A 12,986-nucleotide genomic window follows, 5' to 3' on the forward strand; every position below is an offset into this window, starting at 1 on the left:
AAACAACCATGAAGATCACCATCATTGGGGCCGGCGCCATCGGCGGCCTCGCGGGCGCCTACATGTCCGCCCAGGGCCACGACGTCACCCTCACCGACCGCTGGGCCGAGCATATCGACGCCCTCAAGAGGGACGGCCTGCGCACCGACGGCGTGCGCGGCGAGCGGCACTTCGGGGTCAAGGCCCTGCACCCCCACGAACTGACCGGTCCCCTCGAATGCGTCATGATCGCCACCAAGTCGCAGCACAGCCTGGAGGCCCTGGAAAGCGTACTGCCCCTGTTCGGGCCGGACACCTTCGTCGTGTCCTACCAGAACGGCTTCAACGAGCCCGACCTCATCGCGCGTCTGCAAGCGGCCGGGCTGGGCGGGGCCGAGCGGGTCATGGGCAGCATCCCCAACTACGGCGGCGCACTCGTGGACCCCGGTCACATCGAGTTCGTCCACGAAGGCCCCATCCAGCTCGGGGAGATGACCGGCGAGCGCACGCCCCGGCTGCTCGAACTGGCGAAGTGCCTGGAGGCCCTGACCGAGGTGCAGCTTTCGGACAACATCTGGGGCCAGATCTGGGCCAAGGAGGTCTACAGCGCGCAGGTGGTGTTCAGCGCCCTGGTCAACGCGCCCATCACCGAGAGCCTGGGCAACGAGCGCTACGCCCGCGTGGCCGGGGCGGTGGTGCGCGAGGCCCTGGAAATCGCGGAGGCCAACGGCATCCAGGTCGAGGCCTTCGACTTCTTCGACCCGGCGAACTACAAGCCCGGCACGGCCCAGGAAACGCAAAAGCTCCTCGACAACATCGCCCACGCCATCTGGCTGCTCAAGAAGGACCAGAAACCGCAGACCCATACCTTCAAGAAACGCGGCAGCGGCATCTGGTGGGACATCGTGTACCGCAACCGCCCCAGCGAGGTGCGCTCCAGCAACGGCAAACTCATCGATTTCGGCCAGCGGGTCGGGGCCGACACCCGGCTCAACGCGAGGATGTGCGAGATGATCTACGAGATAGAAGGCGGGCAGCGCGAGCTGGGCTTCCACAACTACGACGAGCTCGAACAGTACGTCCAGAGCCTCGGCAAGGCGCTGCCATGAGCGCGCCCGCCAAACTGGGGGTCGGCGTGATCGGCGCGCACGCCTGGGCCGAATCCGCGCACCTGCCCGGCTACGCCGCCCACGACCGGGTGGACCTCGTGGCGATCTGCGACACGGTGCCCGAGCGGGCGCAGCGCCTCGCCGAGCGCTTCGGCGTGCGCCGGGTCTACACCGATCACCGCGACCTGCTGGCCGACTCCGAGGTGCAGATGGTGGACGTGTGCACCCCCACTGAGACGCACCTGCCCCTGAGCCTGGCCGCCATCGCCGCCGGCAAGCACGTCCTGAGCGAGAAGCCGCTGGCCCACGACGCCGCCGACGCCTTCATGGCCGCCCGCAAGGCGCGCGAGGCGGGCGTGCGGACCAAGCTCGGCTTCACCTTCCGCTACTCGCCCGCCATCCGGCAGATCCACCGCTGGATCCGGGACGGCACGCTGGGCGAGATCTACCACGTGCACGGCCTGGAACAGAACAGCCAGTTCCTCGACCCGCACTACCCGCTGCGGCAGGTGCCCAGCGGCGCGGATTTCGCCCAGCTCATCCCCTCCTCGGTGGTGGGCTACGGCTCGCACCTGCTGGACCTCGTGCGCTGGTGCGCGGGCGAGTACCGCAGCGTCATCGGCAGCATGAGCAACTTCGTGCCGCGCCGCGTGGTGCGCGGCTACGGCGAGGCCCTTCAGGACATCCGGGTCGAGGACGGCACGGTCGCGCTGGCCGAATTCGAGAGCGGCGCGCAGGGCATCCTGCAGACGAGTTACGTCGCCGTCGGCAACTACCCCGGTGTCGAGCTGCGGGTCTACGGCAGCAAGGGAGCGGCCGTGGCGCGGCTGGTCGAGGAAAACGGGGTGGCCGAGACGCTGCGCTTCGCCACCGCCGAGCAGGTCGAGTTCCGGGACGTGGCCCTGCCCGAGTCGGCCTACCCGCCCGGCACCACGCTGCATACCCCCTGGCCGGAGCTGTATTACCGCAACCTCGTGCGGCATTTCGTGGACGAGATCCTGGACGGCACGCCCGAGGAATGCACCTTCTACGACGGGGCCAAGAGCCAGGAGGTCGTGAACGCCATCGTGCAGTCGGCCACCGGGCGCCGCTGGGTGGACCTGCCGCTGTACCCCGAGGAACACGCCGAATCGGCGGCGGCCCTGTGACCTCGCCGTCCGCGCTCGTTGACCGCTATCTGGCGGTCCACGGGCAGTTCCGGCCGGTGGACCTGACCTTCATGGGGTTGCCCGGCCACGACCACCGCCTGCCCCCGGCCGGCCCGGAGGTGGAGGCGCAGGAGCGCGGGGCGCTGGAGGCGCTGCGGGCCGAGCTGGCCCCGGAGCTGCCGGGGGCCGCCGCCCTGTCTGCGGGCGAGCGGCTGGACCTGCGGCTGCTGGACGGCCAGCTGCGCCACCTGCTGGCCGAGCTGGAGCGTGCGCCGAGGTGGCGCAACCCCGCCTGGTATACCGGCGAGGCCGCCTTCGGGATCATCTCGCTGCTGCTGCCCCGCCCCGGCGGATCGCCGCAGGAGCTGCGCGCGGCGCTGCTGGGCCGCCTGAACGACCTGCCCCGGTTCTTTGCCGAGGCGGCCGGGCAGCTCGGGGCCGCCGCCCTGCCCGCCGACTGGGCGTTCCGTGCGGCGCAGGAGGCCGGCGCCTTGGCGCAGTTCCTGGGTGCGGAGCTGTGGCTGCACCCCGACGTGCCCCGCGACCCGGAACTCGTCGTGGCGGCCAAACAGGGCGCGGAGGCGGCCACGCACCTGGCTACCCTGCTGCGCGGCCCCCTGGCCGGGCGCGCCGACGTGCCGGTGGCCTGCGGTGAGGCCCATCTGGACTTCCTGATGCGGGAGGTCCACGGCCTGCCCTTCGGTCCCCGCGAGGCCCTGGCGCGCGCCGAGGCGGCCTTCGGGCGCCTGAGTGCCGAACTCGCCGAGGACGCGCGGGCCTTCGGGCAGGACTGGCGGGAGGTGCTGCGCGGGCTGGACGCCGTACGCCCCGACCCCGAGGCCCTGGTCGCCACCTACGAGCACTGGCACCGCGAGGCCCTGCGGGCGGCCGAGGCCTGCGGGCTGGTCACGGGGGCGCGGGACTACGCCCTGTCCTTCGTGCCCATGCCCGCCTGGGCGCGCGAGGTGTCCAGGGAGCTGTATTTCCTGTTCTACCGCTCGCCGGCCGCCGGGCGCGCCGGAACGGGCAGCGTGTACTGGGTGACCCAGGACGGGCCGCCGCCCAGCGTCAGCTTCATCAAGCTCGTCCACGCCGTCCACCACGGGTCGGTCGGGCACCACACGCAGAACGCCTTCGCCCGCCAGGCCCCGTCGCGGCTGGCCCGGCTCGGCGGGACCGACGGCGCGCTGGGCCTGGTGTTCCTGAGTTCCGGCACGGCGGTCGAGGGCTGGGCCTGCTACGCCGAGGACCTGCTGCTCGAAGCGCCCGGTTTTTACACCCCCGAAGAGGCCCTGCTGCTCAAGAGTTTCGAGCGGCGCAACGCGGCCTGCTGCATTGCCGACCTGCGCCTGCACCTGGGCGACTGGACGCTGGACGGGATGCGCGAGTACTACCGCTCGGAGGTGGGCTTTCCCGAGGCCCGCATCTGGGCCGAGAGCACCCGCAACAGCATGCTGCCCGCCACCCGCCTGATGTACTGGCTGGGCACCGAACAGATCCGGGCGCTGCGCTCCGGCGAGGCCGAGCGCCCCCGCGCCGTCCACGACTGGCTGCTGGCGCACGGCCACGCCCCGGTCCACTGGCTGATCCCCACTCCCCCCCTTCCCGCCCCTTCCGGAGGCCCCTCGTGACCCTGAACGCCGAAGAACGCCGCGACCTGCGGCAACGCTACCTGAAGGTCGACACCGCCAATGTCGCCGACATCCTCGACGAACTCGGCCACCCCGACCTGGGCCTGAGCGCCGACTTCTGGCCCATCCGCCAGCGCCTCGAAAAGATGGCGGGCTGGGCCTACACCGTCCGGGGCCAGCTCACCCCCTACCCCGGCACCGGGGACCCCCGCAAGATGGAGGCGGTCGCCGGCATCGGCCCTGACGAGCTGAGCGTCTGGAGCGGCGGCGGGGCCGAGGGCATCTGCTTTTTCGGGGAACTCATCGCGCGCGGCATGCAGTACCGGGGCAGCGTGGGCGCGCTCGTGGACGGCGGCATCCGGGACATCGAGTGGCTCGACCGCATGGACTATCCGGTCTTCGCGCGCTACCGGACCCCGGTGCAGTCCATCGGCCGCTGGCAGGTCAACGCCTGGCAGGTGCCGGTCTACCTGCCGGGGGCGACCGCCAGACAGGTCACCGTGCGGCCCGGCGACTTCATCCTGGCGGATTTCGACGGGGCCATCGTCATTCCGGCCGAGCTGGCCGCCGACGTGCTCGTCAAGGCTGAGGCCCTGACCGAGAAGGAACGCCTCATCCGCGCCGACCTGGAGGCCGGGGCCACCCTGCCCGACGTGCTGGCGCGCTACGGGCACGTATGAAGCTTTTCAGGACGCCGACCCCGGCGCTGGTCACGGCGGCCAGCAGCGGCCTGGGCTTCGCCACGGCCCTCGAACTGGCGCGCGAGGGCGCGGCGGTGGCGTTGTGCTCGCGTGACCTGACCCGCGCACAGGAGGCCGCCCAGGAGATCACGGCGGCCACCGGCGCGCCTGTGCTCGCCCTGGAGGCGGATGTGCGCGATCCGGCGGCCTGCACGGCCGTCGTCGAGCAGGCCGCCGAGGCGCTCGGGGGCCTGGGCATTCTGGTGTGCAACGCGGGCGGGCCGGCACCGGGCGGTTTCGAGCGTTTCGACGACGCCGCCTGGGCCGAGGCCTTCGACCTCACCCTCATGAGCACGGTGCGGCTCACCCGCGCGGCCCTGCCCCACCTGCGGGCCGGGGGCGGCCGGATCCTGACCATCGTCAGTTCCAGCGTCAGGCGGCCGCTGCCCAACCTGACCCTCTCCAACGCGCTGCGGCCCGCTGTGCAGGGCCTCATGAAGTCCCTGAGCCTCGAACTCGCGCCGGACATCGCCGTGAACTGCATCGCGCCGGGCCGGGTCCTGACCGAGCGTATCCAGGAACTCGACGAGGCGCGGGCCGCCCGCGAGGGCCGGACCTGGGAACAGGTGCGCGCCCAGACCGAGCGCGAGATTCCGCTGGGCCGTCTGGGCGATCCGGCGGAGTTCGGGCGGGTGGCGGCCTTCCTGTGTTCTCCGGTGGCTTCGTACATCACGGGCAGCACCCTGCTCGTGGACGGCGGGGCGGTGACCAACCTGTGACGGGTCCCGGCGCATACGACCCCGAGCAGCACGCCCGCCTGATGGTCGAGTACTGCATCGACGCCCAGCCGGGCGACCGGGTGCTCGTGGCCTGCACCACCCTGGCGCTGCCCCTGGTCGAGGGCATCCACCGGGCGCTGCTCGGGCGCGGCGCGCAGCCGGTCCTGCGGCTCGACTACCCGGGGCAGCAGGAGGACTTCCTGCGGCTGGCCCCCGACCACCTGCTCGACCACCTGCACCCGGCCGACCTGGCCGACATGGAGAGTGTCCAGGCCAGCATCCGGATTCTCACGCCGCAGCGGCCCCGCCCCGGCGACCCGGCGCGCCAGGCGCGGCACACACGCACGGCCCAGCCGGTCGCCGCGGCCCGCGCGCAGCGCCGCTGGACCCTGACGCTCTACCCGACGCCGGACGGCGCGCAGATGGCGGGCATGGCCCTGGACGAGTACGAACGGTTCGTGAGCAGCGCGCTGTTTCTGGACCGGCCCGACCCGGTCGCGGCCTGGGCCGCCGTGCGCGCGCAGCAGGCCGACCTCATCGGGCGGCTGTCGGCCGCCGAGGAGGTACGTCTCGTGGCGCCCGGCACCGACCTGCGCCTGAACATCGCCGGGCGGCAATGGGTGAACAGCGACGGCAAGCGCAACATGCCCAGCGGCGAGGTCTTCACCGGGCCGCACGAGGACAGCGCCGAGGGCGTGATCCACTACGACCTGCCCACGACCTTCCAGGGCCAGCGGGTCCGCGACATCCGGCTGCGTTTCGAGGGGGGGCGCGTGGTCGAGGCCCATGCCGAGGAAGGCGACGACGCCCTCCAGGCGGCCCTCCAGACGGACGACGGGGCCAGATACGTGGGCGAACTCGGCATCGGCACGAACGCGGGAATTCAGCGCCCCAGCATGAACATCCTGTTCGACGAGAAGATCAGCGGGACGGTTCACCTCGCGCTGGGCAACAGCTACCCGGAGACCGGCGGCACCAACCGTTCGGCCCTGCACTGGGACATGATCCGGGACCTGCGGCCGGGCGGCGAGATCCTGCTCGACGGTCAGCCCTTCCAGCGCGACGGCCAGTTCTGCTGAGAAGACGGGGGAGGGGGTGTGCCCCCAGCCCCGCGCGCACGGGGGCCTGGGGAGCACACCAGCCGTTCAGCCCTCGGGCCGCTCAGGTCTGGAACAGCCGGCTCTCCAGGCCGGCCTGCTCGGCCGCCGCCACGTCGAGCAGCGGCGAGAAACCGCCGAGGTCTTCCGGTGTGGCGAGCAGCGCCGCCTCTACGCAGGCCAGCGCCCCGGCCTCGCAGGCGGCGGCGCAGGCCTGGGCCTCCAGTCCCCCCAGGCGCATGAGGCGCGTGGCGGAGGTCGCGCGTCCCAGCAGCCACGCCGAGACGTAGGCCGTGACCGCCGCCTCGCGCGTCGCCCCCAGCGCCCCCGCCAGCGCCCCGAAGGTGGTCGCGTGGTGCCGGGTGGGGCAGAGTGCACCCTCTTCGGCGGGCCACAGCGTGCGGGCCGCCCGGCGCAGGTTGACCCCGACCCGCAGGCTGGCGCGGCGCGGACCCTCGACCAGCTTGAGGTCGTCGAGCAGCGCGTCGAGGTCGCGCAGCGCTCCGGCCCCGGCCCTCCAGGCGAGCGCGCAGGCGGGCGCGTCCTGCACGCCCCAGCCGTGCGCGAGCTGCCCGCGCAGGAAGGCGGTCAGGTCGGCGGCGCCGCCGACCTCGCCCCGGGTGGTGAGGGTTTCCAGGCCGTCGCTGAAAGCGTAGGCCCCTGCCGGAAAGGCGGAGTCGCACAGTTGCAGCAGGCGCAGGTTCACGGCCCGGCTCCGGACGGTCCGTGTTCCCAGGAGGGCCGACCCAGAAAGGGCCGGGCCTGGCGCGTGAAGGGCACGTCCAGCCGCGTGAGCAGCAGTTCCATAGGGGCGTCCCACGGCGTCAGGAAGAGGCCTTCCCCGGCCTCCACGAAGTCCCGGTGGAGGTTGCCCACCGCGTGCGCGACCCGCGCGGCCTCGGCCAGACTGCGCGGCGCGACGGCGGCCACGTCCTCGTCAGCCGCCGCGACCACGTAGGCCACGCCCGCCCGGACCTCCAGCACCTGTCCGGGCGAGAGGACCGTGCCGGTCGGGTAGGCCAGGCGCAGCTCCTCGCCGTCGGGGGCCGTCAGGCGGCGGCGCACCCGTCGGCGGTCGGCGGCGCTCATGGAAATGGCGACCGCCTGCGTGCCGGGCGGCGGGGAATCCGGCACGCCCGGCTGCGGCAGCACGGCCCGGCGCAGCCCGGTCAGGCGTGTCAGGTCCGGTCTCCCTGCACGAAGGCGTACCACTCGTCCAGGCCGCTGCCCTTCTTGCTGCTCAGCTCGATGATCGGCACGCCGGGGCGCGCGCGGCCGATATTCTCGCGGCACAGGTCGCGGTCGAATTCGACGGCCTCGGCCAGATCGCCCTTCGTGATGACCACCACGTCGGCGGTATTGAACATGGTGGGGTATTTCAGCGGCTTGTCCTCGCCCTCGGTGGTCGAGATCAGGACCGCGCGGGCCGCCTCGCCCAGATCGTAGCTGCTCGGACATACGAGGTTGCCCACGTTCTCCAGAAACAGCACGTCCAGCCCGGCGAGGTCGAAACGGGGCAGCACGCCCTGGACCATCGCCGCGTCGAGGTGACAGACCGTGCCGGTCACGATCTGTTCGGCCTGCGCCCCCCACTGCCGCAGCCGCGCGGCGTCGTTCTCGGTGGCGAGGTCGCCCACCGCGACCGCCATGCGCCGCGTGCCCGCGAGGTCGCGCAGCGTGCGCTCGAGCAGCGCCGTCTTGCCCGCGCCGGGGCTGCTCACGAGATTGATGGCCCGCACCCCCGCCGCCGCAAAGGCGCTGCGGTTCTCGGCGGCCGTGAGGTCGTTGGCCTTCAGGATCTTCTGCCGCACCGTGACGATGCGGGGTGTGGTGGTGGTCATCGTTTCTCCTCGGTCATGCCAGTTCCAGTTCGTCGAGTTCCAGTTCGTCGCCTTCCAGCAGCCGGGGCGTCGGCGCGCCGCACAGCGGGCAGCTCAGCCCACGCGCGACCTCCAGCGTCACCGGGCCGTGCTGCGGGCACTCGCCCACCCCCGGCACGGCCACGACCGTCAGCCGCGCCCCGGCCAGCGGCGTGCCCTCGGCGGCGGCGGGAAAGGCGGCGGCCAGGGCGGCGGGAACCACACTCGACCACGCGCCGATCCGCACGGTCAGGGCGGTGGCCCGCGCCGCGCCATGTTCGCGCAGCACGTCCCCGGCGACCTCGATCAAGGCCAGAGCGACAGAGGACTCGTGCATGTCAGGCCCGCCCACGCGGCTGGGTCGCCAGCACGTCCAGCGCGTCGAGGTCGCCGGGCAGGGCCGGGCGCGACATCAGGGGAGGGGTCAAGGGCGGGCCTCCATCTCAGAACAGGAAGTATTTCTGTGTGAGCGGCAGCGTCTCGGCCGGTTCGCAGGTCACCACTTCGCCGTTCACGCGCACCTCGTAGGTCTCGGGGTTGACCTCGATGTCGGGCGTCTCGGCGTTCAGGACCATGTCGCGCTTGCCGATGTCGCGCGTGTGCGACACGGCGGCGTAGCGGCGGCCCACCTCGGGCAGCGTGCCCGACTCCAGACTCGCTCCCGACACGAAATGCAGGCAGGTCGCGTCCAGGCCGCCGCCGTGCGCCGCGAACATCGGGCGCGGATACACCGGCTGCGGTGTGGGGATGCTCGCGCCGGGGTCGCCCATCTGCGCGGCGACCACGAAGCCGCCCTTGATGACCATCGCCGTCTTGACACCGAAAAAGGCCGGTTTCCACAGGACGAGGTCGGCCAGTTTGCCCACCTCCACGCTGCCGACCTCGTGCGCGATGCCGTGCGCGACCGCCGGGTTGATGGTGTATTTGGCGACGTAGCGCCGCGCCCGCAGGTTGTCGGCCCGCCCGTCGCCCCCCAGGCCCGGAATGCCCAGCGGGCCGCGCTGCACCTTCATCTTGTGCGCCGCCTGCCACGTCCGGGAGATCACCTCGCCCACCCGGCCCATCGCCTGCGAGTCGCTGCTCATCATCGAGAACACGCCCAGGTCGTGCAGCACGTCCTCGGCGGCGATGGTCTCGGGCCGGATGCGGCTTTCGGCAAAGCTCACGTCCTCCGGGATGCGCGGCGAGAGGTGGTGGCACACCATCAGCATGTCGAGGTGCTCGTGGATGGTGTTCACCGTGAAGGGCATGGTCGGGTTGGTGGAACTGGGCAGCACGTTGGGCAGCCCCGCCACCCGGATGATGTCCGGCGCGTGCCCGCCGCCCGCGCCCTCGGTATGGAAGGTGTGGATGGTGCGCCCCGCAAAGGCCCGGATGCTGTCCTCGACGAAGCCCGACTCGTTGAGGGTATCGGTGTGGATGGCGACCTGGATGTCGAATTCGTCGGCCACGCTCAGGGCCGCGTCGATGGCGGCGGGGGTCGTGCCCCAGTCCTCGTGTAATTTCAGGCCCAGCGCCCCGGCGCGGATCTGCTCGGCCAGGGGCGCCTTGGTGCTCGCGTTGCCCTTGCCCAGCAGCCCGAAATTCAGCGGCAGACCCGCCAGACTCTCCAGCATCCGCCGGATGTGCCACTCGCCCGGCGTGCAGGTCGTGGCCGAGGTGCCCGCCGTCGGGCCGGTGCCCCCGCCGATCATGGTGGTCACGCCCGATTCCAGCGCGGTCCAGGCCTGCTGCGGCGCGATGAAGTGGATGTGGGTGTCCACCCCCCCCGCCGTGAGGATGTGCCCCTCGCCCGCCACGATCTCGGTGCTCGCCCCGATGGTCAGCCCCGGCATGACCCCGGTCTGGATGCCGGGGTTACCTGCCTTCCCGATGGCGCAGATGCGCCCGTCCCGGACGCCCACGTCGGCCTTGACGACGCCCCAGTGGTCGAGGATGACCGCGTTCGTGATGACCAGGTCGGGCACATTCGGGTCGGCGCGCGTGGCGGTGCTGCTCTGGCCCAGGCCGTCGCGGATCACCTTGCCGCCGCCGAACTTCACCTCCTCGCCGTAGGTGGTGAGGTCGCGCTCGATCTCGACGAGCAGCGCGGTGTCGCCCAGCCGCACCCGGTCGCCGGTCGTGGGGCCGTAGAGGTCGGCGTACTGGCGGCGGGTGAGTTTCATGGGGTCTCCAGGGGAAGGGGGGAGGTCGGGAGATCAGGCCGCAGGGTCGGCCCCTTCATTCCGCGCCCCCGAAGCCGGCCGCCCGCGCCCGTTCCAGCGCCGCCTCGCGCGCGCCGGGGGCGTCGAGGTCGCCGCCCACCAGGGCGTTCATGCCGTAGACCGTACGCTCGCCGCCCAGTGGCACGAGTTCCACCTCGCGCTCCTCGCCCGGCTCGAAACGCACGGCGGTCCCGGCGGCGATGTTCAGGCGCTGGCCGTAGGCGTCGGCGCGCGCGAAGTGCAGGGCCGCGTTCACCTCGAAGAAGTGGAAGTGGCTCCCGACCTGAATGGGCCGGTCGGCGCGGTTGGCGACCGTCAGCGTGGTCACGGGCAGGCCGGCGTTCAGTTCGATCTCGCCGTCTCCGAGCAGGTACTCGCCCGGCACGCCGCCGCCCGCGCCCCGGATGGGGTCGTGGATGGTGACCAGCTTGGTGCCGTCGGGAAAGGTGCCCTCCACCTGGATGTCGTAGATCATCGCCGGGACGCCGTCCATCACGTCGTCGGGCGTGAGGATGGTCGTCCCCCAGCCCATCAGGTCCTCGACGCTGCGGCCCTCGCGGATGCCCTCCAGCACCTCGGCGGTGATCAGGGCGACCGCCTCGGGGTGATTGAGCTTCAGGCCGCGCGCGCGCCTTTGCCGCGCCAGCTCGGCCGCCGTGAAGATCAGCAGTTTGTCGCGCTCCCGCTCGGTCAGTTGCATGAGGTCTCCCCGGCGGCCGGTCCCTGCCGGCTTTTCCGCTGCGCTCAACCTAATGGGCCCGGGCGCGCGCCGTCCTGCGCAGTTCTAAACAAGTGTCTGCCGGCCCACAGATCCGCCCTCGATGTGCGGCCTGGCCGGGCTGCACAGACCGGGTCGCGCGCCTGCGGCGACCGCCCCCTCAGAATGGGGCGGCAGAGGCCGGGCGGCCACAGCGGCCTCCGGTCCCCCGCAAGGAGGCCCATGACTCTTCCCCTGAAAATCGGCGTCGGCGGTCCGGTCGGCAGCGGCAAGACGGCGCTGCTCGAACGCCTGTGCCGCGAGCTGCGCGGACGCTACGAACTCGGCGTCATCACCAACGACATCTACACCTTCGAGGACCAGCGGATTCTGACGCAGGCGGCGGCGCTGCCCCCCGAGCGCATCCGGGGCGTGCAGACCGGCGGGTGTCCCCACACCGCCATCCGCGAGGACTCCTCGCTGAATCAGGAAGCCGTCGAGGCCCTCCAGGCCGATTTTCCGGCACTCGAACTGCTGCTCATCGAGTCGGGGGGCGACAACCTCGCGAGCAGCTTCTCGCCGGAACTCGTGGACGCCTGGATTTTCGTCCTCGACGTGTCGGGCGGGGAAAAGGTGCCGCGCAAGGGGGGGCCGGGCATCCGGGCCTCCGACCTGCTCGTCATCAACAAGACCGACCTCGCGCCGCTGGTGGGGGCCGACCTGGGGGTCATGGACCGCGACGCCCGCGCGCAGCGCACCGTGGGGGGCGAGGTGCGGCCCTACGTCTTTTCCGACCTGAAACGGGGCCAGGGGGTCGCCGACGTGATCGCCTGGATCGAGCGTGACCTGCTGTTTCTGGACGTGCCGGGGCCACAGGTCGGGTTGCGGCCGTGACCCTGACCCGCCGGACGCGCACCGGGGAGCTGCACCTGCACTTCGCCCGGCGCGGCGGCCGGACGGCGCTGCTGCGCGACCGCCAGAAAGCGCCTCTGATGGTCGTGCGGCCCTTCGAACTGCCCTGCGGCACTCTGATGGTGTTCATCGTGAACCCGACCGGCGGCGTGCTGGGCGGGGACCACAGCGAGATCCGGGTGGAGGTCGAGCCGGGCGCGCGGGCGCTGGTCCTCACGCAGTCGGCGGCGCGCGTGCAGCCCTCGCCGGACGGGGCCGCCGCCACGCAGGACCTCCGGTTCAGGGTGGCGGCGGGCGCGCGGCTGGAATACTACCCCGAACGCACCCTGCCCTTCGCGGGCAGCCGCCTGCGCCAGACCCTGCGCGCCGAGCTGGAACCGGGCGCCGAACTGGGTCTGAGCGAGACCCTGGCCTCGGGCCGGGTCCACAGCGGCGAGCGCCTGCGTTTCGCCGAGTACGACAGCCGCACCGAGGTCTGGCAGGGGGGGCGGCGGGTCTACCTCGACCGCCAGCGCCTCGTGCCGGGAGACGAGACCCGCGCGCCGGGCATCTGGGCGGCGCGCGACTACGCGGCGAGCGGCGTATGGGTCGGTGCGGGCGAGGTCACCGACTGGCCCGCCACAGCGGGGATCCTGGCGACCGGGCGCACGGCGGGCGGGGCCGTGTGGCTGCGCGGGGCCGCCGCGCGCGGGCCGGTGCTGGATACGGCGCTGGGCGTGGCCCGCGAGGCGCTGCGCGCCCAGCTGTTCGGCGCGCCGCCCCTGCGCGTGCGCCGCTGAGAGGAGCGGAAAAAGGCGGGGCCGGGAGGGCGTCCCTGGCGGGCGGGGGCCGGCCAGGGACGCCGCTTGACATCTCCGGGGGGGCTGACTAAGCTGGCAGGGTCATTAAATT

Annotated in this window: 14 protein-coding genes; 8 read left to right on the plus strand and 6 right to left on the minus strand. The window is 72.3% G+C overall.

Features of this window, described 5'->3' with window-relative positions; translation table 11 throughout:
• The first annotated feature begins 8 nt into the window (after positions 1–8).
• From DGO_RS03780 to DGO_RS03805, 6 genes are read left to right on the plus strand one after another with little or no spacing between them, the layout of a single operon-like run.
• Complete coding sequence (locus DGO_RS03780; protein WP_043800974.1) at positions 9–1,088, plus strand: ketopantoate reductase family protein; 1,080 nt, start codon at positions 9–11, stop codon at positions 1,086–1,088.
• Positions 1,085–2,236, plus strand: coding sequence for a Gfo/Idh/MocA family protein (locus DGO_RS03785; RefSeq protein ID WP_014684160.1), 1,152 nt, complete (start codon positions 1,085–1,087; stop codon positions 2,234–2,236). The genes DGO_RS03780 and DGO_RS03785 overlap by 4 nt, the downstream gene beginning before the upstream one ends.
• Positions 2,233–3,867: a DUF885 family protein gene (locus DGO_RS03790; RefSeq protein ID WP_043800977.1), complete on the plus strand. Its 1,635-nt coding sequence runs from the start codon at positions 2,233–2,235 to the stop codon at positions 3,865–3,867. The genes DGO_RS03785 and DGO_RS03790 overlap by 4 nt, the downstream gene beginning before the upstream one ends.
• A complete protein-coding gene (locus DGO_RS03795) occupies positions 3,864–4,547 on the plus strand; it encodes an RraA family protein (RefSeq protein WP_226991436.1) in 684 nt (227 codons plus the stop codon). The genes DGO_RS03790 and DGO_RS03795 overlap by 4 nt, the downstream gene beginning before the upstream one ends.
• Entirely contained in the window at positions 4,544–5,326 is a 783-nt protein-coding gene (locus DGO_RS03800; RefSeq protein WP_014684163.1) for an SDR family oxidoreductase, read from the plus strand. The genes DGO_RS03795 and DGO_RS03800 overlap by 4 nt, the downstream gene beginning before the upstream one ends.
• A complete protein-coding gene (locus DGO_RS03805; protein WP_043800980.1) occupies positions 5,323–6,405 on the plus strand; it encodes an aminopeptidase in 1,083 nt (360 codons plus the stop codon). Before DGO_RS03800 ends, DGO_RS03805 begins: the two co-directional genes overlap by 4 nt.
• Positions 6,406–6,487: 82 nt before the next feature.
• On the opposite strand, the gene DGO_RS03810 is transcribed toward DGO_RS03805, so the two are convergent.
• The 6 genes from DGO_RS03810 to DGO_RS03835 all read right to left on the minus strand — a co-directional run bounded on the left by DGO_RS03810 (position 6,488) and on the right by DGO_RS03835 (position 11,186).
• On the minus strand, positions 6,488–7,129 hold the full coding sequence (locus DGO_RS03810; protein WP_014684165.1) for an urease accessory protein UreF: 642 nt from the start codon (positions 7,127–7,129) through the stop codon (positions 6,488–6,490).
• The gene (locus tag DGO_RS03815) at positions 7,126–7,635 is read right to left on the minus strand and encodes an urease accessory protein UreE (RefSeq protein WP_226991437.1); all 510 of its coding nucleotides are present in this window, start codon (positions 7,633–7,635) and stop codon (positions 7,126–7,128) included. The genes DGO_RS03810 and DGO_RS03815 overlap by 4 nt, the downstream gene beginning before the upstream one ends.
• Positions 7,602–8,264, minus strand: a complete 663-nt coding sequence (hypB, locus tag DGO_RS03820; RefSeq protein WP_014684167.1) for a hydrogenase nickel incorporation protein HypB — start codon at positions 8,262–8,264, stop codon at positions 7,602–7,604. Before hypB ends, DGO_RS03815 begins: the two co-directional genes overlap by 34 nt.
• Before the next feature lie 13 nt (positions 8,265–8,277).
• Positions 8,278–8,619 (minus strand): hydrogenase maturation nickel metallochaperone HypA/HybF, encoded by a 342-nt coding sequence (locus DGO_RS03825; RefSeq protein WP_014684168.1) that lies wholly within the window; start codon positions 8,617–8,619, stop codon positions 8,278–8,280.
• A 106-nt stretch (positions 8,620–8,725) separates the two neighbouring features.
• Positions 8,726–10,447, minus strand: a complete 1,722-nt coding sequence (gene ureC / locus DGO_RS03830; protein ID WP_014684169.1) for an urease subunit alpha — start codon at positions 10,445–10,447, stop codon at positions 8,726–8,728.
• A 55-nt stretch (positions 10,448–10,502) separates the two neighbouring features.
• On the minus strand, positions 10,503–11,186 hold the full coding sequence (locus DGO_RS03835; RefSeq protein WP_014684170.1) for an urease subunit gamma: 684 nt from the start codon (positions 11,184–11,186) through the stop codon (positions 10,503–10,505).
• A 240-nt stretch (positions 11,187–11,426) separates the two neighbouring features.
• Here DGO_RS03835 and ureG point away from each other — a divergent pair, with 240 nt between their 5' ends.
• Together ureG and DGO_RS03845 are read left to right on the plus strand one after the other, a co-directional pair.
• Positions 11,427–12,077: an urease accessory protein UreG gene (gene ureG / locus DGO_RS03840; protein WP_014684171.1), complete on the plus strand. Its 651-nt coding sequence runs from the start codon at positions 11,427–11,429 to the stop codon at positions 12,075–12,077.
• Entirely contained in the window at positions 12,074–12,874 is an 801-nt protein-coding gene (locus tag DGO_RS03845; RefSeq protein ID WP_014684172.1) for an urease accessory protein UreD, read from the plus strand. The genes ureG and DGO_RS03845 overlap by 4 nt, the downstream gene beginning before the upstream one ends.
• Positions 12,875–12,986: the final 112 nt, after the last annotated feature.

This window comes from Deinococcus gobiensis I-0 (assembly GCF_000252445.1).
GTDB lineage: Bacteria > Deinococcota > Deinococci > Deinococcales > Deinococcaceae > Deinococcus > Deinococcus gobiensis.